A 21,687-nucleotide genomic window follows, 5' to 3' on the forward strand; every position below is an offset into this window, starting at 1 on the left:
CCTGCCGGTTGGCGGAGAAAATGGACACCGATTATCGGCAATCGCGGCTAGATATACCGGTAAATCATGCATTCATTGGCGACATCTGCAGCGATTCGATGATCCGACGAATCGGGCAGTGCGGATTCAACGGAGTATAACGCGCACGTCGGGATGCGCGGAAAATGTTGCGACCCGTTGATCCGGATCAAATTACAGTGAAATCCCGGGCTTGCGGATATCGGGCAAAGCGTTGCAGCGCAAGGCTTTGCGGCATGACGGACGACGCCGTGCGGCGCGCGGCCGCCGATTTCGGCGGTTTAACGGGGGACGTACGCGAAAAGCGAAAGCGGGCGATATGTGCCGATTATTCGTTTCAAAGGTCGCACGAATGCGAATATGAAAACGGGCGGCCATGAAGGCCGCCCGTTCGTATAGCCGGCATGCGGGGCGAGCCCCGCATGCGCATGCTTAACCGCCGTGCTGTTGCGCCTTGTACGCGAGCCGGAACCGGTGCAGCAGCGGCTCGGTATAACCGCTCGGCTGCGACGTGCCCTGCAGCGCGAGCGCACACGCGGCCTTGAACGCGGTCGACTGGTCGTAGCCGGGCGCCATCGGGCGATAGTTCGGGTCGCCCGCGTTCTGCTGGTCGACGACGCGCGCCATCCGCTTGAACACGTCGAGCACGAACGCCTCGGTGATCACGCCGTGGCGCAGCCAGTTCGCGATGTGCTGGCTCGAAATGCGCAGCGTCGCGCGGTCTTCCATCAGGCCGACGTCATGGATGTCCGGCACCTTCGAGCAGCCGACGCCCTGTTCGACCCAGCGCACGACGTAGCCGAGGATGCCCTGCGCGTTGTTCTCGACCTCGCGCAGGATCTCCTCCTCGCTCCAGTCGGCGCGCTCGACGACCGGCACGGTCAGCAGGCCTTCGAGCAGCGCGTCGCGCTCGCTCGCGTACGGCGTCTTTTCGAGTGCCTGCTGGACGGCCTGCACGTCGACGAGATGGTAGTGCAGCGCGTGCAGCGTCGCGGCGGTCGGCGACGGCACCCAGGCGGTGTTCGCGCCGGCGCGCGGATGCGCGATCTTCTGCTCGAGCATCGCGTGCATCAGGTCCGGCATCGCCCACATGCCCTTGCCGATCTGCGCGCGGCCGCGCAGGCCGGCGGACAGGCCCGCGAGCACGTTGTTGCGTTCGTACGACGTGATCCATGCCGACGACTTCATGTCGCCCTTGCGGATCATCGGGCCCGCTTCCATCGCGGTGTGCATCTCGTCGCCGGTGCGGTCGAGGAAGCCGGTGTTGATGAACGCGACACGCGCGGCGGCGGCCGCGATGCACGCGGCGAGGTTCACGCTGGTGCGGCGCTCCTCGTCCATGATGCCCATCTTCAGCGTGTTGCGCGGCAGGCCGTACAGATCCTCGATGCGCGCGAACAGCGTATCGGCGAACGCGACTTCGACCGGGCCGTGCATCTTCGGCTTCACGATATAGATCGAGCCCGTGCGCGAGTTGCGCTTCGCCTTCAGGTCGTGCAGCGCGCACAGCGTCGTGACGACGCCGTCGAGGATCCCTTCCGGAATCTCGTTGCCGTCGCGATCGAGCACCGCACCGTTGGTCATCAGGTGGCCGACGTTGCGCACGAACAGCAGCGAGCGGCCATGCAGCGACAGCGTGCCGCCGTCGGGCGTCGTGTAGTCGCGGTCGGCGTTCAGGCGGCGCGTGAAGCTTTTGCCGCCCTTCGCGACTTCCTCGACCAGCGTGCCCTGCATCAGCCCGAGCCAGTTGCGGTAGAGCTGGACCTTGTCGTCGGCGTCGACCGCCGCGACCGAATCCTCACAGTCGATGATCGTGCTGACCGCGGCCTCGAGCACGACGTCCTTCACGTTCGCGAGATCGGCGCGGCCGATCGGCGTCGATGCGTCGATCTGGATCTCGAGGTGCAGCCCGTTGTGCTTCAGCAGGATCGCCGACGGTGCATCGGCCGCGCCCTGGTAGCCGACGAACTGCGCCGGCTGCGCGAGCGGCACGCTGCCCTTGGCGGTTTCGACGGCGAGCTGGCCGTCCTGCACGCGGTAGCGCAGCGCGTCGCTGTGCGAGCCGCTCGCGAGCGGCGCCGCGTTGTCGAGCACGTTGCGCGCGTAGTCGATCACGCGCTGGCCGCGCGTCGGGTTGTAGGTGGCGGTGCGTTCGGCGCCGCCGTCTTCGGGCAGCGCGTCGGTGCCATACAGCGCGTCGTACAGGCTGCCCCAGCGGGCGTTCGCTGCGTTCAGCGCATAACGCGCGTTCGACAGCGGCACGACGAGCTGCGGGCCGGCCTGCGTGGCGATCTCGCTGTCGACGTTCGCGGTGGCTGCCGCGACGTTCGACGGGACCGGCACGAGGTAGCCGATCTGTTCGAGGAACGCGCGATACGCGGCGTGGTCGCGCACGGGGCCGGGGTGCGCGCGGTGCCAGGTGTCGAGTTCCTGCTGCAGGCGGTCGCGTTCCGCGAGCAGTTCGCGGTTGCGCGGCGCCAGGTCGTGCACCAGGGCCGAGAAACCGCTCCAGAACGCGGCCTTGTCGATGCCGGTGCCCGGCAGCGCTTCGTTTTCAATGAACTGGCTCAGCGCTGGCGCGACTTGCAGTCCTGCTTGGTCGATCATCGTTAATCCTCCCGGGGAAAAATGCGCGCGCGCGGCTTGGCTGGTTATGTCGCGACGCTTTGTGTGCCGGCGCGGGCGATCTGCGCGTCCTGTTCGGACTTTACGCCAGACACGCCGATCGCACCCGCAATCCGGCCGCCGACCGTGACCGGCACGCCGCCTTCGAGCAACCCCGTCAGCGGCACGCTGAGAAACGCGGTGCGGCCACCGTTGATCATATCCTCATACGCCTTCGTCTCGCGACGGCCGAGCGCCGCCGCGCGCGCCTTGTCCTGCGCGATGTAAGAACTGGCCGGCGATGCACCGTTCAGGCGCGCGAACGCGAGCAGATGGCCGCCGTCGTCGACGACGGCGATCGACACGGCCCAGCCGTGGCGCTCCGCTTCCGCGCGGGCGGCGGCGAGCATGCGGTCGGCATCGGCGAGTTCGAGTTCGGGTTTCGTTTGCATGGCGTTCCTCCGAAATCAGGTCAGTTGACGAGTCGGTTGTCGACGAGTTCGATCCAGTGGCGCACCGGCGTGCGGCCCGCGCCGTTCAGGTGAGTCTGGCAGCCGACGTTGGCCGTGACAATCAGGTCTGGCCGCGCGGCTTCGAGCGCATCGAGCCGGTTGTCGCGCAGTTTCGTCGCGAGTTCGGGCTGCGTCAGCGAATACGTGCCGGCCGAGCCGCAGCACAGGTGGCCGTCGGCGACATTCGTCAGATCGAAGCCGAGCCGCGTCAGGATGCTTTCGACCGCACCGCCGAGGCGCTGTGCGTGCTGCAGCGTGCACGGGCAGTGGACCGCGACGCGGCGTTGGGTCGAATCGGCCAGCGCGTCGAGCGGCTCGGCCGCGATCACCTCGGCGAGATCGCGCGCGAGCGCGCTGACGCGCCGTGCCTTGTCCGCATAGGCGGGGTCGGAGCGCAGCAGGTCGCCGTATTCCTTGACGAACGCGCCGCAGCCGCTCGCCGTCAGCACGATCGCTTCCGCACCGGCCTCGATCGCGGGCCACCACGCATCGATGTTGCGGCGTGCGCGGGCGAGGCCCGCGTCCTGCGCGTTCAGGTGATATTCGGTCGCGCCGCAGCAGCCAGCTTCGCGCGCCGCGCTCACGCTGATGCCGAGCCGATCGAGCACGCGCGCGGCGGCCGCATTGGTGTTCGGCGACAGCGATGGTTGCACGCAGCCTTCGAGCATCAGCACGCGCCGCGCGTGGCGCACCGGCGGGCGCGGCGCGGCCACGGGCGCAGCGGCCGGGATCTTGTCCTGCAGCGTGCCGGGCAGCAGCGGGCGCAGTGCACGGCCGGCCTTCAGCAATGCGGCGAACGTCGCCGGGCGCGGCACGACATGGCGCAGCCCCGCGCGCAGCAGGCGCTCGCGCGCGGGCCGCGGCGCGCGCTTCTCGGCTTCCGCGCGGCCGATGTCGAGCAGCGTGTGATAACGCACGCCGGACGGGCAGGTCGTCTCGCAGTTGCGGCACGTCAGGCAGCGGTCGAGATGCTGCTGCGTGCGCTCGCCGCACGGCTCGCCTTCGAGCAGCTGCTTGATCAGGTAGATGCGGCCGCGCGGCCCGTCGAGCTCGTTGCCGAGCACCTGGTAGGTCGGGCAGGTCGCGTTGCAGAAGCCGCAGTGCACGCACGCGCGCAGGATCGCTTCCGCTTCGTCGGCCCGGGCGAGGGCCTTGCTTGCTTCGCTGAGATTGGTTTGCATCGGCGGGTCGCTTCGAATGTCAGAAGTCGGCGGTCAGGCGGCCGGGGTTGAAGATCGCGTGCGGGTCGAGCTGCGCCTTGAGCTGTCGATGCACGCGCAACAAGGCGGGCGGCAGCGGCTGGAACGGCTCGTGCGTCGTACCCGGCGTGAAGCAGGTCGCGTGGCCGCCCCATTGCGCGGCGAGCCGCTGCACGTCGTCCGGCGCGGCGTCGCTCTTCAGCCAGCGCTGCGCGCCGCCCCAGTCGGCAAGCAGCGCGCCGGGCAACGCATCGAGCGGCGCGGCGGCCGGCACCGACACGCGCCACAGCGGGCGCGGATCGTCGAAGAACGGCAGCGCGTGATCGCGCAGCCGCGCCCAGAACGCGTCGCCGGTGTCGTCCATCCGGTCGCCGCCGATCGTGGCGCGCGCGGCTTTCACCGAGCCGTCGCCGCCTTCGATCCGCACGCGCAGCACGCCGTCCGCGTGGCATGCGCCTGCGAGCGGCAGCCCCGCGCGCCGCCACGCGGCGACGCGCCGCACGGCTTCGCCCGCGGCCAGCGGCAACGCGAGATCGCCGGTCGCGCGCGGCTTCGGCAGCACCTTCAGCGACACCTCGGTCACGACGCCGAGGCAGCCGAAGCTGCCGGCGAGCAGCCGCGATACGTCGTAGCCCGCGACGTTCTTCATCACTTCGCCGCCGAAGCGCAGGTGCTTCGCGTGGCCGGTGATCACGCGGCAGCCGAGCACGAAATCGCGCACTGCGCCGGCCCACGGGCGGCGCGGCCCCGACAGCGCCGCCGCGAACATCCCGCCGACCGTTGCCGCGCCGCCGAACGACGGCGGCTCGCACGGCAGCATCTGGCCGGCCGCGTCGAGCATCGCTTCGAGCGCGGCGAGCGGCGTGCCCGCGCGCGCGGTGACGACGAGTTCGGTCGGGTCGTACGCGACGATGCCGCGATGCGTGCGCACGTCGAGCGTGCGGCCTTCGACGGGGCGGCCGAGGAAGGCTTTCGTGCCGGCGCCGCGAATGTGCAGCGGCTGGCGGTCGTGGAGTGCGGCGTCGACCTGGGCGACGAGCGTCGCGCTGTCGTCGATCGATTCGATTTCGCGTCGCATCAGAAGCGCTCCAGTTCGGGAAACGGCAGCTTGCCGTGATGGACGTGCATCGCGCCGAATTCGGCGCAGCGGTGCAGCGTCGGGATGTTCTTGCCGGGATTGAGCAGGCCCTGCGGATCGAATGCGGCCTTCACTGCGTGGAAGAACGTGATTTCGTCGGCGTTGAACTGCACGCACATCTGGTTGATCTTCTCGCGGCCGACGCCGTGCTCGCCGGTGATGCTGCCGCCGACCGCGACGCACAGCTCGAGGATTCGGCCGCCGAGCGCTTCGGCGCGATCGAGTTCGCCGGGCCGGTTCGCATCGAACAGGATCAGCGGGTGCATGTTGCCGTCGCCCGCATGGAACACGTTCGCGACGGGCAGCCCGTATTCGGCGGACAGCGCGGCGATGCCTTCGAGCACGCGCGGCAGCTCGCGGCGCGGGATCGTGCCGTCCATGCAGTAGTAGTCGGGCGACATGCGGCCGACCGCGGGGAACGCGTTCTTGCGGCCGGCCCAGAAGCGCTGGCGTTCGGCTTCGTCGCGCGCGACGCGGATCTCCGTCGCGCCCGCTTCGCGCAGCAGCGCGGCGACGCGTTCGGCGTCCTCGTCGACGTCGCTCGCCGCGCCGTCGAGTTCGCACAGCAGGATCGCCTGCGCATCGACCGGATAACCCGCGTGGATGAAATCCTCGGCTGCGCGGATCGCGAGGTTGTCCATCATTTCGAGGCCGCCCGGAATCACGCCCGCGCCGATGATCCGTGCGACCGCGGCGCCGGCCTCGGCGACGTCGTCGAAGCTCGCCATCAGCACCTTCACGCTCGGCGGCTTCGGCAGCAGCTTCACGGTGACTTCCGTGACGATGCCGAGCATCCCTTCGGAGCCGGTGAACAGCGCGAGCAGATCGAAGCCGGGTGCGTCGAGCGCATCCGCGCCGAGCGTGAGCGTGTCGCCGTCGATCGTCAGGATCTCGACCTTCAGGATGTTGTGCACCGTGAGCCCGTATTTCAGGCAATGCACGCCGCCCGCGTTTTCGGCGACGTTGCCGCCGATCGAGCAGGCGATCTGCGACGACGGATCGGGCGCGTAGTAGAGGCCGTGCGGCGCGGCCGCCTGCGAGATCGCGAGGTTGCGCACGCCGGGCTGCACGCGCGCGATGCCGGCATCGGGGTCGATGTCGAGAATCCGGTTGAACTTCGCCATCACGAGCAGGATGCCTTTTTCGAGCGGCATCGCGCCGCCCGACAGCCCCGTGCCCGCGCCGCGCGCGACCACCGGCACGCGGTGCGTGGCCGCGACGCGCAGCACCGCGCGCACCTGCTCGACCGTGTCGGGCAGCACGACCGCGAGCGGCACCGTGCGGTAAGCGGCGAGGCCGTCGCATTCGAACGGCTTGAGCGCCTCGCGTTCGTGCAACACGTCGAGGCCGGGCGCCGCCGCGTGCAGCGCGGCGACGAGCGTGTTGCGGTCGACGGTGGCCAGCGGGCCGTCGATCCGTTCGTCGTAGATGAAACTCATCGGTCTGTCTCCACCATGCAGGCGGCCGCGCGATGCGCGACACGCCGGATGGACGCGATTCTTGGCGGGCCGGGCTTGCGTGTCCAGACGTGTTCCATGTGGTCATACCAGTTTTTGCATGAGCACCTTGATGTGGCTGAGAAGTGAACCTCAAAACCGAATGTGGACAAGGGTTTGTGCGAAAATCGTCGATATCCGTCCCAAGTGGTCATACCAGTATGGAAATGCAGGATCGAGAGCGGCCGACGCGACGCGTGGCCGACGTCGTCGCCGAGCGGATCGAGAAGCTGATCGTCGATGGCGTGCTGAAAGCCGGGCAGGCGCTGCCGTCGGAACGGCGGCTGACCGAGAAGCTCGGCGTGTCGCGCACGGCCGTGCGCGAAGGGATGAAGCTGCTGCACGCGCGCGGGATCATCGACACGGCGCACGGCAAGGGTTCGTTCGTCGCGAGCCTGACCCCGCAGCGCGAAATCACGCCGATGATGCATCTGCTCGGCTCGCAGCCGCGCACGCTGTACGACCTGTTCGAGGTGCGCGGGATGCTCGAGGCCGAGGCCGCGCGACTCGCCGCGCTGCGCGGCACGCCGGCGGACTTCATCCTGATCAAGCGCCGCTACGACGAAATGACGGCGGCCGATGCGCAGGATCTCGATCCCGCCGCGCGTGCGAAGCTCGACCATGCATTCCATCTCGCGATCTGCGAGGCGTCGCACAACCCCGTGCTCGTCAACACGCTGCAGTCGCTGACCGACCTGCTGCTCAGTTCGGTGTTCGCGTCGGTGAACAACCTCTATCACCGCGAACCGCTGAAGAAGCAGATCGACCGCCAGCATGCGCGGCTCTACAACGCGGTCACGGGGCGGCTGCCCGACCAGGCGCGCAAGGCCGCGAGCGAACATATCCGCCAGTGCGTCGACTATCTGCGCGAGATCGAGCAGGAGGAGCAGCGGCTCGTGCGTTCGACGTTGCGGCTCGAAGGGTGGACGTGAGGTTGTTCGGCATGACTTGACGCGCATCACGCGCGGCGAGTCGCACGGCGGCGCGAGTCACTTGACGTGTCAAACTGGGATTCATTCCTCGCGCGGTCCGCTGCCTTCCGCATGATGCGTGGATCGGTTGTGCACGCAGTGCATGACGGGTCCGCGTCGAACGTAGCGGTGCGCCGCCCATCCCGAAACGGAGGACATTCGATGTCGAACCTGACCGGCGACGGCGCGTCACTCGCCATTCACGCCGCCTAGTTACCCCGACATCCGGTCCGCCCCGTAAACCTACGTTCGATCGGCGAAGACGAACGTGGCGTCACTGACCATTCCCGTCATCCGCAACACCCGGATTACGTTCGTAAGAACCGGTTTCGATTCAATTCGACGATCTATTTACTGCACGCGACTCTATGGTGTCCGGCCAGTATCAAATGCAAATCGCTATGCATATACTGGATTCATCCGATGAAATCCGGAGGGGAGACGATGAGCATCGCTGCATCCGCAAACGAGCCGGCCGCCGCCATCCAGTTCATCACCAAGGCCTACGCCAGGCTGCTGCTCGCCGGCTTCGCTTTGGTGCCGGCCTTTCTGATCGCGTACCTCTATTTCTTTCAGAACCCCGCGCTGAAATTCGAGAATCACGCGTTCCACGAACTGGCGATCGCAGCCGCGACGCTCGAAGGCGTGTTCGTCACCTACGTGTGCTGGCGTTGTTATCGCCTGTCGGGAGAGCCGCTGCTGCGTTGGCTGACGCTCGGCTTTCTGGGCTTTTCGCTGATCTACGCATTGCACGGTGCGTTCACCGGTATGGCGCACCACAATATCTGGCTCTTCCTGTTGTATGGGCCGGCCTCGCGCCTCGCCATGTCCATCTTGATCTTCGTCGGACAGCTCTCGTACAGTCGGTCGGCGGACAGCGAGGCGGTCCGTGTCAATCGGCGGGCGTGGGCGACATGGATCGTCGTGTTCCTGGTGATCGATGTGCTGGTGGCCTGGGTCGCATACTCGCCATTTGCCGGCAGTCCGTGGGTTCGTCTGTCGATGGAAGGCGGCGCACTCGCGTTTTCGACCGTCAACGTCATCGCGCTGGTGGCGCGGCGCATCCGCACCCCGCTCATGCTGATCTACGGCATCTCGGTGTCGTCGTTCGCGCTCTCGTCGCTTGCGTTCATCCTCGGCCGCCCGTGGAACCACATGTGGTGGCTCGCGCATGTGATCTTCGCCGGGGGCTTTTTCCTGCTGAGTTACGGTGTCGTGCAGGCATTTCACACGACGCGCTCGTTCTCGACCATCTATAGCCAGGAAGAGCTGTTTGCACGCTTGCGCGAAGCGATGGCGCGCACGGAACGCGCGTTGCAGGAACTGCAGCGAACCAACGAGAAACTCGAATACATGGCCGCGACCGATCCGCTGACTGGCGCGGCCAACCGGCGGCGGTTCATTGAAAGCGTCGAGGCGGAAATTGCCCGTGCGAAACGCAACGGCGCACCGTTCTCGCTGCTGGCACTCGACCTCGACCACTTCAAGGTCATCAACGATAGTTACGGGCATCAGACGGGCGACCAGGTCCTGCAACGTTTCGTCAAGAAATGCCTCGACGCGATCCGCCCGTACGACGGTGTGGCGCGGGTGGGCGGCGAGGAATTCATGGTGTTGTTGCCGCAGGCCGCGCTGGATACTGCCCGCCTGGTCGGCGAGCGCATTCGCGCGGCGATTGCCGGCACGCCGTTCGAGAATGGCGATGGCAAACCGATCGAGCTCACGGTGAGCGTCGGCATCTCGGAGTTTGGCCGTGACGGGGAGACGATCGACGCGATTCTGCGCAAGGCAGACGAGCGCTTGTATGAGGCCAAGCATCAGGGGCGAAACCGCGTGATCGCTGCGTAGCCGACGCGTGCCTACGGCCGGTCGCCGCCGAGTTTCAGCGATCGGAACACCATGCCGCCGGCGCCGAGCGCAATCAGCGCCAGTGCGATGGCAAAGGCAGTGGCACCGGCCGCCAGGCCAAGGAAGTCGATCGCGTAGCCGGTCATGACGGGCAGCAGCCCCGCCGGCAGATAGCCGCCGATGTTCATGACGGCAATGGCTTCGGCCCTGCGCGTGTCCGGCACATGCAGGCCGATGAGCGTCAGGCCACCCAATTGCCCGAGACCCTGCGCGATCCCCGCGAACAGCGCGGCGGCCACCAGAACGGGTGCCGACAGCATGTGCACCGCGACACACAGTGCACCCATCGACAGTACGGTCGCGGTCGTGCCCGCCGCGAACAACGCGCGTACCGACCACTGCCGCACGGCGAACTGAACGCCCGTTGCAGCGAGAAACATCGCGCACGCCATGCCGCCGGCGAGCAACGGGCTGCGAACGTCGAGCAGGCGGGCGAGTAACGAAGGCCCCAACGCAAGCACGAACGAGGTTGCGGTAATGCCGGGCCCGAACACGCCGATACCGGCCGCGACGTGGCGTCGATTCATCGCCGGGACCGACGGCAAATGCAGACGCGCGCCTTGGCCGCTTGCCCGTGCCGGCCGGCCAAGGGGCAAGCGCCACGCGATGATGAGCGCACTCAGCAACACGAGAAATTCGATGCCGAAAACCGGCGCGATCGGATGCGCGACCGTTTGCGCCGCGCCGCCGGCCAGTAACGGCCCGAGGCCCGCGCCGAGAACCATCGCGACCGATGCGAGCAGGGCGGCCTGACGTCGACGCTCGCCGCCGCCGAGGTCCGCCACGGACGCCATGCCTGCCGACACGATGACGCCGACCGAGATACCCGTCAGCAGCCGGGCCACGGCAAGCGTTGCAATGGACGTTGCGCTGGCGAACAACGCACACGCGACCAGCGCCACGAGGATCCCCGGCAGAAGAACCGGCTTGCGGCCGTAACGATCCGATAACTGTCCGGCGACCGACAGCGTGGCCAGGAGTCCGAGGATGTAAAGGGCAAAGATGACCGTCAGCGTACCGGATGAAAAACCGAGGGTGCGCTGCCAGACCACATACAGCGGCGTCGGGGAATTGGACAGCATGAACACCGACGTGACCGTCCATGCGGCGCGCCACATGTCGGGGGAAATGCGCGCGGACGCGCGGCTGGATTGCACTGCGGCAGTGTCGGACACGGCAACCTTCCTTGTACGAGTTTTTTCGTACTATAGCTTAGTTCGAAAAAACTCGTACAGTGATATAGTCGTGAACATGAAACGCACTCCCCACCACGACCCGGCCGCCGCAGTCCCGGCCAACCTTCCCGATCCGCTGCCGGAACCGGCCGTATCCGAATTGCGCCTGGACGCGATCTTCGGTGCTCTGGCCGACCCGTTGCGCCTGACGATCGTCCGCCGGTTGTTGCTGGAATCCGAGGCGTACGACCATCCGTGCAGCTGGTTCGGTTTCAATCGTGCGAAATCGTCATTGACCCATCACTTCAAGGCGCTGCGTGAAGCGGGCGTGATCCGCCAGCGTCAATACGGGCTCGAGCGACGCAGCCGCGTGCGAACCGAGGATCTCGATGCGCGATTTCCGGGGCTCCTGCAACTGGTGATCGCATGGGAGCCGTCCGGCGACGAACCGGGCTGAGTCCGCGCGTGTCGCCCGCGGGCGGATATGAAGGTCCGCACCGAACGAAAAAAAGCCCGCCGAAGCGGGCAACCTCACGACCAGTATGGAAATGCAGGATCGAGTGAGGTCGGCGCGGCGCGTGGCCGACGTCGCTACGGAAAATCGCTTCCGGCAGTGATGGGCCACGAAGCGACGTTTGGCAAAACGACCGGGTCGCCGATAATCACTCATCGAAGCTCACGAGGCGAACAGATATGGAAGACCAGTGGGAAGCGTTGCTGGCTCGCCGGGCACAGATTGCTGCGCGCTTGGCGGCGGCGCCCATCGCGATTATCGAAGGGATCGTTGATGCAAACGGTGTGGCCGCGGTGAAGATCGGGGACGAGCAACAATGGACGCTCCAATCGACGCTCGAGGTGTGGCGTGTCGTTGGCGGCTCGTGGCAAGACTCTCGATTGCAACTGAGGAGGCAGGTCTCCGATGACGAGGTCGAACGCTATCGGCAAGTGATGAGGCCGCTCGGCCAGCTCCGTGCGGATGTCCGTCTACAGGTGGACGCCAACCCGGCGGAGCCGGAAGCTCTGCTCGAAACCTTGCCGTTGGCCATAGACGATCCGGATTTGGCGGAGCGCGGCCGTCAGCTCCAATTGCCCGTCACGTACGAAGACAAACTGTTCGGTACATGTCGATTCAACAAGCGGGTCAATTGGTTCGAAACCAACGCGCATTGGAATGGCACCAGAGGTTCTGGTGTATCTGGAAGCGGCAACGTTGGATACCCTGCCATCGGTACTGAAACATGCGCACGACCTATGGGCTGACGCTGTGGCTTGGGGCTCGCGCATATATGACCGGGCAGTTGCCGATTTGCTGGAGCTGAAGAACGCCACATGGCTGGATGAAGACGAGGATGCCGTATCGGTCGATGGCTTTAAACAGAAACTCTCCCTGCAGTCACTGGGCATTGACGAGCACGGAGCGTTCGACTTCTGCTTCGCGGATGGCGATATGTTCTTCGGGCACAGCATCATGGTCGAGGGTAGCTTGCATCAAGGAGCGACAAAAGCCTATATCGCGGGCTGACCCGGACGATTCTTTCCGGGGCGACGCCGCCACCCGGTTACGGAAGCGGGCGACCGTTGCTGTGACGAGTGGGGCTGGTTTGAAGATTCACAGAGGCGGGATCGTTCGTGGTGAGCCGTTAGGCACCCCCCCCAAAACCGCGCATGAAAAAAAGCCCGCCGAAGCGGGCAACCTCACGATGCGGAGGGGGAGATGCGAATACGCACGCAGCGCGCGTTCAGCCTTTCGTCGCGCCGAACGTGAGCCCCGCGACGAAATGTTTCTGCATCGCGAAGAACATCGCGACGGACGGCAGCGCGGCGAGGATCGAGCCGGCTGATACGAGATTCCACGACGTCGTCCATTGCCCCTTCAGCGCCGCGACCCCCGCCGTGATCGGCGCGGCTTCGTCGCCTTGCGTGAGGCAGAGCGCCCAGAAGTAGTCGTTCCACACGAACGTGAACACGAGGATCGCGAGCGCCGCGAGCGCGGGCCGGATCAACGGCAGCACGATCCGCCAGAACACCGTCCATTCGCCCGCGCCCTCGATGCGCGCGGCCTCGATCAGCTCGAACGGCAACTGCTTGATGAAGTTGCGCAGGAACAGCGTGCAGAAGCCGGTCTGGAACGCGACGTGGAACAGGATCAGCGCTTCGACGGTATTGAACACACCGAGCCTGAGCGACAGGTCGCGCACCGGGATCATCAGCACCTGCACCGGCACGAAGTTGCCGGCGACGAACGTCGCGAACAGCGTGGTATTGCCGCGAAACCGGTAGGTCGCGAGCGCGAAGCCGGCCATCGCCGCGAACGCGATCGAGCCGAGCACGGACGGCACGGTGATCTGCACGCTGTTCCAGAAGTAATGCAGCATCGGCGACGTCGTCAGCGCGTCGCGATAGTTCTCGACCATCGCGAAGTGTCGCGGCCAGCCCCAGTAGTGCCCTTCGACCAGTTCCTCGGTCGAGCGCACCGACGTGACGAACACCGCGATCATCGGCAGCAGCCAGATCACGAGCGCGACGGGCAGCGACAGCTTGTACAGCCGGCGCGAGACGGGCTTCCATTGGGCAACGGGAGTCGGAAACATGATGGCCACCGGTCAGGTTATTGCTCGTTGCGCAGCATGCGGCGCAACTGGAACACGATGTAGACGAGCATGATCGCGAACAGCACGACCGCGATCGACGCGGAATAGCCGAGCCGGTAGTACTTGATCGCCTGGTCGTACATGTAATACGCGAGCACGGTCGAACTCTCGAACGGGCCGCCGCTCGTCATCACCGAGATCAGGTCGAAGCTGCGCAGCGCGCCGATCACCGTGACGACGATCGCCATGAAGGTGGTCGGCCGCAGTTGCGGCAGCACGACGTGCCACAGCAGCGCGAAGCCGCGCGCGCCTTCCATCCGCGCCGCTTCGATCTGTTCCGGGTTGACCGACGTGAGGCCGGTCAGGTACAGGATCATGCAGTACGCCGTTTGCGGCCACAGCGCGGCGAATACCACGCCGAGCGTCGCATAACGCGCGTCGCCGAGCACCGGGATGCCGTGCCCGGCGAGCAGCGCGAGCAGCCCGAAGGTCGGATCGTAGAACCACGAGAAAATCAGGCCGACGACCACGCCGGACAGCACGAACGGCGCGAAGAACAGCGATTTCACGAGGCGGATGCCGGCGACCGCCTGGTTCAGGTACAGCGCGAGCGCGAGGCCGAGCGGCGGCGCGAGCATGAAGAGCGCGAGCCAGATCACGTTGTTGCGCAGCGCCGTGTAGAACGTCGGCGCGTGCAGCAGTTCGACGTAGTTCGCGAGCCCGACGAAACTGCGCTCGGTCATCCCGTCCCAGTTGTACAGGCTCAGCCACAGCGTCGACAGGATCGGCCAGATCACATAAACGGCAACCATCGCGCAGGCGGGCGCGAGAAAGAGCCACGCGGCGCGCCGTTGCCGCCGCACGGCGGGCGACGGCCGGCGCGCGGGCAACGCGGCAGCGGATGTTCCGCGCGGCGGCGGCGCGGTGCCGGCGGGCGGGGTGGACGTGAGCGGACTGGACACGGCAAGCCTCCTGAACGGACGCGGCGGCGCGGGGCCGCCGCTTGGGTCACGCGGTTACTTCTTGTAGATCCGCTTGCGGGTCTGTTCGAGCTGCGCGAGCACCGTATCGAGCTGCGCGGGATCGGCCAGGAACTGCTGCATGCCCTTCATCCCTTCGTCGGCCATTTCCTTCGTCATGTCGCGGTCGTAGAACTGCGCGACGCCGCCCTTCGTATCGGCGAGGATCCGGAAGCCGATGCGCGAGATCGGATCGGCAGGCTCGGGCGACTTGCTGTTGGCCGACAGCGAACCGAGGCCTTCCGCGAGCTTCGCGCCCATCTCGGGGGTCTCCACGAACGCGAGGAACGTGTGCGCGTCGGCCTTGTTCTTCGCCTTCGTCGGGATATGCAGCGATTCGACCGGGCCATCCTCGGCGGTCGGCACCTTCGGGTCGATGATCGGGAAACGGTAGTAGCCCATTTCCTGCTTCACGTTCGCCGGGAAACCGGCGGCGATGAAGGTGCCCATCAGCATCATCGCGGCCTTGCCCTGGAACAGGAACGGCTGCGCGCCGTCGAGATCGTAGGACAGCGCGTTGTCGATGAAGTAGCCGGCATCGATCAGCGATTTCCAGGTCGTGTAGACCTTCTTCACGCGCGGGTCGGTGTACGGCACGTCGCCGGCCATCAGCTGCTGGTGGAACGCGTTGCCGTTCAGGCGCAGGTCGAGATAGTCGAACCAGCCGGCGAGCGTCCACGCGTCGCGGCCGCCGATCGCGACCGGCGTGATGCCGGCCGCCTTCAGCTTCTTGCACGCATCGAGAAACTGGTCCCACGTCTTCGGCTCGTCGGCGATGCCGACCTTGCGGAACAGGTCCTTGCGGTAGAACAGCCCCCACGAGTAGTAGACGGTCGGCGCCGCGTACTGCTTGCCGTTGTACGACGATGCGTCGCGCGTCGACGCGTACATCGCGCCCCAGCCGTTCTTCGTCCAGTCGCCGCTCAGGTCCTCGAACAGCCCGCGTTTCGCGTAGTACGCCATCCGCTCGCCCGCGTGCCAGTTCACGACGTCGGGCGCGATGGTCGTGAGCCACGCGGGGAGCTGCACCTTGTACGCTTCCTCGTCGACGAAGGTGGCCTTCACGTCGATGTCGGGATGCGCCTTGTGGAACGCGTCGAGCGTCGATTGCCAGACCGCGCGCTGGCTGGCGCCCTTGAACGCGATGTTGATGGTCAGCGTGCCGGCGTCGGCGGGCGCGGTCATGCCGAGCGACGCGAGCGCGACGGCGGTGGCTGCAGCGAGCCGCGTGGCGGCACGAAGGGGGCGAAGTGTCATGGTGTCTCCAGTCCTGTGCTGTATGTCGTTGTGCGTGACCGGCGCGTCGGGGCGCCGGTGGCGGTTGCTACGAACGGCTTCGATACACGGCCACGTCCTGCGGCTCGACCTGCGCGGCGCCGAGCACGAACGCCGACGGCGGTACCGCGTCGATCGTGTGCGGCGTGTCGCCATAGTTGAAGACGTAGGTCAGGCCGCCGCGCCGGCTCACGCGCACGCCGTCGCCGAGCGGCGTCGGCGCGAGGCCCGCTTCGGTCGCGACGTCGGCGAACAGTTGCGCGGTGGTCGCGTCGTCGAACAGCGCGGCCCAGTAGTGCAGCGCGCCATGCGACACGCAGGCCGGATGACCGTCGGCGAAACGCGCGTGCACGACGCTGCGCGTGTCGTCGTGCAGTTCGACGAAGTCGCGCCAGTGGCGCGCATCGCCTGCGAGCGGCGAGCCGTCGCGCAGCGTGCCGTCGATCCGTTCGGTCACGTTCGGCCGCATCGATTCGACGCGCCACACCCGGATCGGCAGGATCGATGCGAGCGGGCCGGGCGGCAGCGCCGGCGGAATCTGCAGGTCGACGGTCTTCGAGCCGGTGCGCGGCCCGAACACGGCATGCGCACCCGATGCGGCGAGTCGTGCCGCGAAATCGTCCGGCACGATCGGCAGCGGCGGGACGACCACGAGCCGATAACCGTCGAGCGGCGCATGCACGGAGACCACGTCGATGTCGAGGCCGAGCGAACGCAGTGCCGAGTAGTACTCGAACGCGAAACGCGGGTAATGGAAATCGGCGCCTTGCGGCTGGACTTCGAACAGCCACTTCGCCTCGTAGTCGTAGATCAGCGCGACGGGCGCGCGCACCGGATCGTCCGCATCCGCGCCGGCGTCGTGCACGGCCGCGATCTCGCGTGCGACGCGCTGCGCTTCGCGGCCGCCTTCGTCGAGCTGGTTGTCCGGCGTGTTCAGGCCCGCATGCATCTGCTCCTGCGCGAACGGCGCCTGCCGCCAGCGGAAGTACGACACGCAGCCGGCGCCATGCGCGAACGCTTCCCAGCTCCAGAGGCGCACCATGCCCGGCAGCGGCGCGGGGTTCCACTGCGCCCAGTTCACTGGCCCCGGCTGTTGCTCCATCACCCAGAACGGCAGCTTCGACATGCCGCGATACACGTCGTGATTGAACGACGCGAAATCGGGATGGCCGGTGCGCAGCCAGCGCGCCTTCACGTCGGGCGCGAACCATTGCTCCTCGAGCGCGCCGAGTGGATAGCTGTCCCATGTCGCGATGTCGAGGTCGCGCGCGACCTCGTAGTGATCGAACTCGGTGAACAGCTGCATGAAGTTGTGCGCGACGGGCCGGCCCGGCGAGTGGGCACGGATCACGTCGACCTGCATCCGGTGATAACGCGCGACCTCGTCGGACGCGAAGCGCCGGTAGTCGAGCCGGTGCGACGGATGGGCTTCGGTCACCGTGCCGACGGGTGCATCGACCTCGTCGAAATGGCGATACTCCATGCTCCAGAACACGGTGCCCCATGCACGGTTCAGCGCGTCGATCGTGCCGTAGCGTGCCTTCAGCCATGCACGAAAGCGCACGAGCGCGGCCGGCGAGTAGCTGACGACGGTCTGGTGACAACCTAGCTCGTTGTCGGTCTGCCAGTAGCGCACGGCCGGATGGCGGCCGTAGCGTTCGGCGACCGCCGTGCAGATCTGCCGCGATGCTTCGAGATAGGTCGGCGACGAGAAGTCGTAGTGGCGGCGCGAACCGAACGCGCGCGGCCGGCCGTCCGCGCCGATCGCGAGGATGTCGGGATGGCGGTCGACCAGCCATTTCGGCGGCGTCGCGGTCGGCGTACACATCACGATCTCGAGGCCGGCCGCGCCGAGCACGTCGACCGCGCGGTCGAGCCAGCCCCAGTCGTATTCGCCCGGTGACGGCTCGATGCGGCTCCATGCAAATTCAGCGATCCGAACCTGCTCGATGCCGAGCGCTTTCATCCGGCGGGCGTCATCGGCCCACATCGATTCAGGCCAGTGTTCCGGGTAATAGCAGACTCCGAGGCGCATACGCGATCCTTAAGCGTAGTGATGGACGTGGAGGTCGGCGCACGCGGGTACCGCGCGGCCGTCTTCGGTGAAGAGATGGCAGGCCGCGGCCGGCGCATGCACGTGCACGCGTTCGCCGCTGTGCACCTGCGCGTCGCCGGGCACCTTCGCGATCAGCGGCGCGCCGCCGGGCTGGTCGAGGTGTACGTAGGTCTGCTCGCCCAGGCGTTCGACGAGCGCGACGTCGCGCACGAGCGTCGTCGCTTCATGCGCGGTGTCGAACGTCAGGTGTTCGGGGCGAATGCCGAGCGTCACGGTCGCGCCGGCAGCGAGTGCGGATCCGTCGCGCGCCAGCGTGAAGGTTTCGCCGGAAGGGGCGACGGTGACGGTCGTGCGACGGGCATCGGCCGCGGTGACGACGGCCGGCAGGAAATTCATGCGCGGCGAGCCGATGAAGCCGGCGACGAAGCGGCTGGCCGGATGGTGGTAGAGGTCGAGCGGTGCGCCGACCTGCGCGATGCTGCCGTGCTGCGCGGTATCCGCGCCGGCGTGCAGCAGCACGATCTTGTCGGCGAGCGTCATCGCCTCGGTCTGGTCGTGCGTCACATAGACGACGCTCGCGCGCTCGAACTGCCGGTGCAGCCGCGCGATCTCGATGCGGGTCTGGCCGCGCAGCGCCGCGTCGAGATTCGACAGCGGTTCGTCGAACAGGAACACGCCAGGTTCGCGCACGATCGCGCGGCCGATCGCGACGCGCTGCCGCTGGCCGCCCGACAGCGCCTTCGGCTTGCGCTCGAGCAGCGTGTCGAGTTGCAGGATGCGCGCGGCATCGCGCACCTTCCGGTCGATCTCGGCCTTCGGCACGCGCGCGAGCTTCAGCCCGAACGCCATGTTCTCGTAGACCGTCATGTGCGGAAACAGCGCGTAGCTCTGGAACACCATCGCGACGCCGCGCTCGGCGGCCGGCACGTCGTCGACGCGGCGGCCGTCGATCGACAGCTCGCCCGCGCTCAAGTCCTCGAGCCCGGCGATCATGCGCAGCAGCGTCGACTTGCCGCATCCGGACGGCCCGAGGAACACGCAGAACTCGTGCGCGCCGATCTCCAGATCGACGTCGCGAATGACCGGCGCGTGATCGCCATAGGCTTTCTGCACGCGTCGCATCGAGATGCTCGCCATTGTCTCCGCTCCATGTTTTAATGCGCCATCATGTGTGATTAAGCGCTTAATCATCGCGATCAAAAAAAGAGGCGATTCGATCGCGGCCGAGTCGCGCCCGTCGGTCGGGCGGCAAGGTGTGCGGCGATAGTGCGCCGCTTCGGTGAGCGAAGCAAATACTGGATCGACGTCTCATATAGTGAGCAAACCATGGCGACACTGGATGAAGTTGCGCGCCGCGCCGGCGTGACGGCCGCAACGGTATCGAACGTGCTGCGCGACCGCGGCCGGGTCGGCGAAGCCACGCGCGCACGGGTGCTGGAGGCCGTGCAGGCGCTCGGGTATCGGCCGCATCTCGCCGCGCGGGCGCTGGCGGAAGGGCGCGCGCCGACGGTCGCGCTGATGGTATCGAGCATCGCGAACCCGTTCTACCCGGAGTTCGCGCTGGCGGTCGAACGCGCGGTGCGCCGCAACGGGCAGTTCCTGATCGTCTGCAATACGAACGAGGATCCGTTGCAGGGGCGTGCGTACCTCGACCAGATCGCCGGCACGATCTCCGAGGGCATTCTCGTGACCAATGCGAACCTGCACCTGCCGGATCTGCTCGACGTCGCGCGGCGCGGCGTGCCGGTCGTGCTGTGCCTGTGGGAGCGGCCCGACGCGCCGCCCGACGGACTGCCGTGCGTGGCCATCGATTTCCGCGAGGCGGGGCGGATCGCGACGCGGCATCTGCTCGAACTCGGGCATGAGCGCATCGGCGTGATCGTCGGCGGGTCGGCGAGCGGCGTGCAGGCGGCGCGTTATGACGGCTTCGTCGACGTGATGCGCGAAGCGGGGCTCGACGCGTCGATCGTCGCGGCCGAGCCCGATTCGATCGAAGGCGGTGTGCGCGCGGCGGGCCGGCTGCTCGATGCGCATCCGCGGCTGACCGCGCTGGTCGCCACCAACGACCTGCCCGCGATCGGCGCACTGCACGCGGCGGCCGATCGCGGCAGGCGCGTGCCCGACGACCTGTCGATCGTCGGCATGACCGACATCCATCTGGCAAGCGACACGCGCCCCACGCTGACGACCGTCGCGATTCCGACCGCCGAAGCCGCGGGCCTCGCGGTCGAACTGCTCAACGCGTTGCGGGAGGCGGGCGGCCGCAGCGACGACGCGTCGCGCGTGCGTATCGCGTCGCTGCCGCGGCTGGTGGTGCGCGGCACGACCGGTCGCGTGCGGCGCGGGAGCGCGACGCGGTCGACTTGATGCGTGGCTGCGCCGGCTACGTCGAGTTTGCCGACGCAATCGGCGCGACCCGGTACGAAGCCGTGCGTGGTGTAGCGACGTGCGTGCGCCGTATGCGCGTCACTCGCCTTCGACGAGCCGCATGACGATGCCTCTGGCCGATTCGAGATGCGCGACGGTCATCGAGCGGGCCGCGCGCGCATTGCGTTCGCGGCACGCCTGCAGGATCTCGTCGTGTTCGACCTGGAACGACGGGGTATCCGCGAGCAGCGTGGCCTGCAGGCGCTCGTAGCGCTCGACCTGGCTGCGCAGCTCGCCGATCGCCTTCAACTGCCGCGCGTTGCCGCAGCACGAATACAGCAACGCATGGAATTCGCGGTTCAGCTCGCCCTGCCGGCGCGGCACGGTCGCGTCGCCCAGCAGGCGATGCACGAGTTCGGCGCGCGCCAGCGTCTCGTCGTCGAGCCGTTTCACGCTCCGGTAGATCGCGTCGCCTTCGAGCAGCGCGCGCAGGTCGTAGATTTCCTGCACGTCCGCTGCGGTCAGCATGCGCACGACGGCGCCGCGATTCCGGAAGATATCGAGCAGCCCTTCGCGCTCCAGGCGCTGGATGGCTTCGCGCATCGGAATCCGGCTGATCCCGAACCGGTCGGCCAGGTCGCGCTCGACGAGCCGCTCGCCGGCCTCCAGTTCGCCGTTGATGATCATGTCCCGCAGCGACGCGGCTACCGCATCCGCCGTGGAGTCGAGTTTGGCTTCCATGCGTGCGTGCTCCTCAATTTGGAATAATGGTATACCAAATGGAGATCCGGTGCCACAATGGCGACCATGGGCGGGCGCCTTGAAACGACATCCGGCCCGGCAGAAGCAACCGATATCAATGGAGAGCGAGATGGCATCTGGTGAACACAAGTATCGCGTCGCAGTGCAGTGGATCGGCAACCGCGGCACCGGCACGTCGGGATATCGCGAGTACGGCCGCGAGCACGTGATCCGGTCCGGTTCCAAGCCGGACATTCCCGGTTCGTCGGATGCGGCGTTCCGTGGCGACGCGTCGCGCTGGAACCCCGAAGACCTGCTGCTGGCATCGGCCTCGGCGTGCCACAAGCTCTGGTACCTGCATCTGTGCGCCGATGCCGGTATCCGCGTGCTCGCCTATGTCGACGATGCGGAAGGGACGATGGTCGACAATCCCGAGCCGGGACGCTTTACCGAAATCGTGCTGCACCCGCACGTGACCATCCAGGCCGGCGACGATCGCGAGCTGGCCGAGCGTCTGCACCATGCGGCGCATGCGAAGTGCTATGTTGCGAACTCGGTCAATTTCCCGATCCGCTGCGAACCGGTTATCGAGTTCGCCGCGGCGTGACGCGCGAGCG

The 21,687-nt window shown here is 67.0% G+C and carries 19 protein-coding genes; 7 read left to right on the forward strand and 12 right to left on the reverse strand.

What is annotated here, in order from left to right; all coding sequences use genetic code 11:
- Window positions 1-450: 450 nt before the first annotated feature.
- From H3H55_RS17270 to glcD, 5 genes are read right to left on the reverse strand one after another with little or no spacing between them, the layout of a single operon-like run.
- Window positions 451-2,625: a malate synthase G gene (locus tag H3H55_RS17270; protein ID WP_193099526.1), complete on the reverse strand. Its 2,175-nt coding sequence runs from the start codon at window positions 2,623-2,625 to the stop codon at window positions 451-453.
- A 44-nt stretch (window positions 2,626-2,669) separates the two neighbouring features.
- Window positions 2,670-3,074, reverse strand: a complete 405-nt coding sequence (locus H3H55_RS17275; protein WP_048246199.1) for a GlcG/HbpS family heme-binding protein — start codon at window positions 3,072-3,074, stop codon at window positions 2,670-2,672.
- Between the two features lie 20 nt (window positions 3,075-3,094).
- Window positions 3,095-4,315 carry a glycolate oxidase subunit GlcF gene (glcF, locus tag H3H55_RS17280; RefSeq protein ID WP_193099527.1) on the reverse strand — a complete coding sequence of 407 codons (1,221 nt, stop codon included), beginning with the start codon at window positions 4,313-4,315 and terminating at the stop codon, window positions 3,095-3,097.
- 19 nt (window positions 4,316-4,334) lie between these two features.
- On the reverse strand, window positions 4,335-5,411 hold the full coding sequence (glcE, locus tag H3H55_RS17285; RefSeq protein ID WP_193099528.1) for a glycolate oxidase subunit GlcE: 1,077 nt from the start codon (window positions 5,409-5,411) through the stop codon (window positions 4,335-4,337).
- Window positions 5,411-6,910, reverse strand: a complete 1,500-nt coding sequence (glcD, locus tag H3H55_RS17290; protein WP_193099529.1) for a glycolate oxidase subunit GlcD — start codon at window positions 6,908-6,910, stop codon at window positions 5,411-5,413. Before glcD ends, glcE begins: the two co-directional genes overlap by 1 nt.
- A 218-nt stretch (window positions 6,911-7,128) precedes the next feature.
- Between glcD and glcC the strand changes: the two genes are divergently transcribed.
- Together glcC and H3H55_RS17300 are read left to right on the forward strand one after the other, a co-directional pair.
- Window positions 7,129-7,899: a transcriptional regulator GlcC gene (glcC, locus tag H3H55_RS17295; RefSeq protein ID WP_193099530.1), complete on the forward strand. Its 771-nt coding sequence runs from the start codon at window positions 7,129-7,131 to the stop codon at window positions 7,897-7,899.
- Between the two features lie 483 nt (window positions 7,900-8,382).
- On the forward strand, window positions 8,383-9,786 hold the full coding sequence (locus H3H55_RS17300; RefSeq protein WP_193099531.1) for a GGDEF domain-containing protein: 1,404 nt from the start codon (window positions 8,383-8,385) through the stop codon (window positions 9,784-9,786).
- An 11-nt stretch (window positions 9,787-9,797) separates the two neighbouring features.
- Here H3H55_RS17300 and H3H55_RS17305 read toward each other — a convergent pair whose 3' ends face one another.
- Window positions 9,798-10,928, reverse strand: coding sequence for an MFS transporter (locus H3H55_RS17305; protein ID WP_264299674.1), 1,131 nt, complete (start codon window positions 10,926-10,928; stop codon window positions 9,798-9,800).
- Between H3H55_RS17305 and H3H55_RS17310 the strand changes: the two genes are divergently transcribed.
- The 3 genes from H3H55_RS17310 to H3H55_RS17320 all read left to right on the forward strand — a co-directional run bounded on the left by H3H55_RS17310 (window position 10,927) and on the right by H3H55_RS17320 (window position 12,543).
- Entirely contained in the window at window positions 10,927-11,478 is a 552-nt protein-coding gene (locus tag H3H55_RS17310) for an ArsR/SmtB family transcription factor (protein ID WP_226800270.1), read from the forward strand. The genes H3H55_RS17305 and H3H55_RS17310 overlap by 2 nt on opposite strands.
- 236 nt (window positions 11,479-11,714) lie before the next feature.
- Entirely contained in the window at window positions 11,715-12,281 is a 567-nt protein-coding gene (locus H3H55_RS17315) for a DUF7021 domain-containing protein (protein WP_193099533.1), read from the forward strand.
- Entirely contained in the window at window positions 12,193-12,543 is a 351-nt protein-coding gene (locus tag H3H55_RS17320; protein ID WP_226800271.1) for a DUF2262 domain-containing protein, read from the forward strand. Before H3H55_RS17315 ends, H3H55_RS17320 begins: the two co-directional genes overlap by 89 nt.
- Before the next feature lie 217 nt (window positions 12,544-12,760).
- Here H3H55_RS17320 and H3H55_RS17325 read toward each other — a convergent pair whose 3' ends face one another.
- From H3H55_RS17325 to H3H55_RS17345, 5 genes are all read right to left on the reverse strand, one after another.
- Window positions 12,761-13,612, reverse strand: coding sequence for a carbohydrate ABC transporter permease (locus H3H55_RS17325; protein ID WP_193099535.1), 852 nt, complete (start codon window positions 13,610-13,612; stop codon window positions 12,761-12,763).
- Window positions 13,613-13,629: 17 nt separating this feature from the next.
- A complete protein-coding gene (locus tag H3H55_RS17330; protein WP_129516084.1) occupies window positions 13,630-14,574 on the reverse strand; it encodes a carbohydrate ABC transporter permease in 945 nt (314 codons plus the stop codon).
- A gap of 54 nt (window positions 14,575-14,628) precedes the next feature.
- The gene (locus H3H55_RS17335; RefSeq protein ID WP_048246188.1) at window positions 14,629-15,888 is read right to left on the reverse strand and encodes an ABC transporter substrate-binding protein; all 1,260 of its coding nucleotides are present in this window, start codon (window positions 15,886-15,888) and stop codon (window positions 14,629-14,631) included.
- A gap of 67 nt (window positions 15,889-15,955) precedes the next feature.
- Window positions 15,956-17,941, reverse strand: coding sequence for a beta-galactosidase (locus tag H3H55_RS17340; RefSeq protein WP_193099536.1), 1,986 nt, complete (start codon window positions 17,939-17,941; stop codon window positions 15,956-15,958).
- Between the two features lie 9 nt (window positions 17,942-17,950).
- Window positions 17,951-19,099 carry an ABC transporter ATP-binding protein gene (locus tag H3H55_RS17345; protein ID WP_048246186.1) on the reverse strand — a complete coding sequence of 383 codons (1,149 nt, stop codon included), beginning with the start codon at window positions 19,097-19,099 and terminating at the stop codon, window positions 17,951-17,953.
- Between the two features lie 189 nt (window positions 19,100-19,288).
- On the opposite strand from H3H55_RS17345, the gene H3H55_RS17350 reads away from it, so the two are divergent.
- Entirely contained in the window at window positions 19,289-20,329 is a 1,041-nt protein-coding gene (locus H3H55_RS17350; RefSeq protein WP_193099537.1) for a LacI family DNA-binding transcriptional regulator, read from the forward strand.
- Between the two features lie 99 nt (window positions 20,330-20,428).
- On the opposite strand, the gene H3H55_RS17355 is transcribed toward H3H55_RS17350, so the two are convergent.
- A complete protein-coding gene (locus tag H3H55_RS17355) occupies window positions 20,429-21,070 on the reverse strand; it encodes a GntR family transcriptional regulator (RefSeq protein ID WP_193099538.1) in 642 nt (213 codons plus the stop codon).
- 130 nt (window positions 21,071-21,200) lie between these two features.
- Here H3H55_RS17355 and H3H55_RS17360 point away from each other — a divergent pair, with 130 nt between their 5' ends.
- A complete protein-coding gene (locus H3H55_RS17360) occupies window positions 21,201-21,677 on the forward strand; it encodes an OsmC family protein (RefSeq protein ID WP_129516080.1) in 477 nt (158 codons plus the stop codon).
- Window positions 21,678-21,687: the final 10 nt, after the last annotated feature.

Origin of the sequence: Burkholderia sp. Z1, assembly GCF_014893795.1 — a bacterium.
Classification (GTDB): Bacteria; Pseudomonadota; Gammaproteobacteria; order Burkholderiales; family Burkholderiaceae; genus Burkholderia; species Burkholderia theae.

What these genes read in the sequence shown, in the direction of transcription:
- H3H55_RS17270 (WP_193099526.1), bottom strand. Translation starts at nt 2,625, where the DNA reads ATGATCGACCAAGCAGGACTGCAAGTCGCGCCAGCGCTGAGCCAGTTC.
- H3H55_RS17275 (WP_048246199.1), bottom strand. Translation starts at nt 3,074, where the DNA reads ATGCAAACGAAACCCGAACTCGAACTCGCCGATGCCGACCGCATGCTC.
- glcF (WP_193099527.1), bottom strand. Translation starts at nt 4,315, where the DNA reads ATGCAAACCAATCTCAGCGAAGCAAGCAAGGCCCTCGCCCGGGCCGAC.
- glcE (WP_193099528.1), bottom strand. Translation starts at nt 5,411, where the DNA reads ATGCGACGCGAAATCGAATCGATCGACGACAGCGCGACGCTCGTCGCC.
- glcD (WP_193099529.1), bottom strand. Translation starts at nt 6,910, where the DNA reads ATGAGTTTCATCTACGACGAACGGATCGACGGCCCGCTGGCCACCGTC.
- glcC (WP_193099530.1), top strand. Translation starts at nt 7,129, where the DNA reads ATGGAAATGCAGGATCGAGAGCGGCCGACGCGACGCGTGGCCGACGTC.
- H3H55_RS17300 (WP_193099531.1), top strand. Translation starts at nt 8,383, where the DNA reads ATGAGCATCGCTGCATCCGCAAACGAGCCGGCCGCCGCCATCCAGTTC.
- H3H55_RS17310 (WP_226800270.1), top strand. Translation starts at nt 10,927, where the DNA reads ATGAACACCGACGTGACCGTCCATGCGGCGCGCCACATGTCGGGGGAA.
- H3H55_RS17305 (WP_264299674.1), bottom strand. Translation starts at nt 10,928, where the DNA reads ATGCTGTCCAATTCCCCGACGCCGCTGTATGTGGTCTGGCAGCGCACC.
- H3H55_RS17315 (WP_193099533.1), top strand. Translation starts at nt 11,715, where the DNA reads ATGGAAGACCAGTGGGAAGCGTTGCTGGCTCGCCGGGCACAGATTGCT.
- H3H55_RS17320 (WP_226800271.1), top strand. Translation starts at nt 12,193, where the DNA reads ATGGCACCAGAGGTTCTGGTGTATCTGGAAGCGGCAACGTTGGATACC.
- H3H55_RS17325 (WP_193099535.1), bottom strand. Translation starts at nt 13,612, where the DNA reads ATGTTTCCGACTCCCGTTGCCCAATGGAAGCCCGTCTCGCGCCGGCTG.
- H3H55_RS17335 (WP_048246188.1), bottom strand. Translation starts at nt 15,888, where the DNA reads ATGACACTTCGCCCCCTTCGTGCCGCCACGCGGCTCGCTGCAGCCACC.
- H3H55_RS17340 (WP_193099536.1), bottom strand. Translation starts at nt 17,941, where the DNA reads ATGCGCCTCGGAGTCTGCTATTACCCGGAACACTGGCCTGAATCGATG.
- H3H55_RS17345 (WP_048246186.1), bottom strand. Translation starts at nt 19,099, where the DNA reads ATGGCGAGCATCTCGATGCGACGCGTGCAGAAAGCCTATGGCGATCAC.
- H3H55_RS17350 (WP_193099537.1), top strand. Translation starts at nt 19,289, where the DNA reads ATGGCGACACTGGATGAAGTTGCGCGCCGCGCCGGCGTGACGGCCGCA.
- H3H55_RS17355 (WP_193099538.1), bottom strand. Translation starts at nt 21,070, where the DNA reads ATGGAAGCCAAACTCGACTCCACGGCGGATGCGGTAGCCGCGTCGCTG.
- H3H55_RS17360 (WP_129516080.1), top strand. Translation starts at nt 21,201, where the DNA reads ATGGCATCTGGTGAACACAAGTATCGCGTCGCAGTGCAGTGGATCGGC.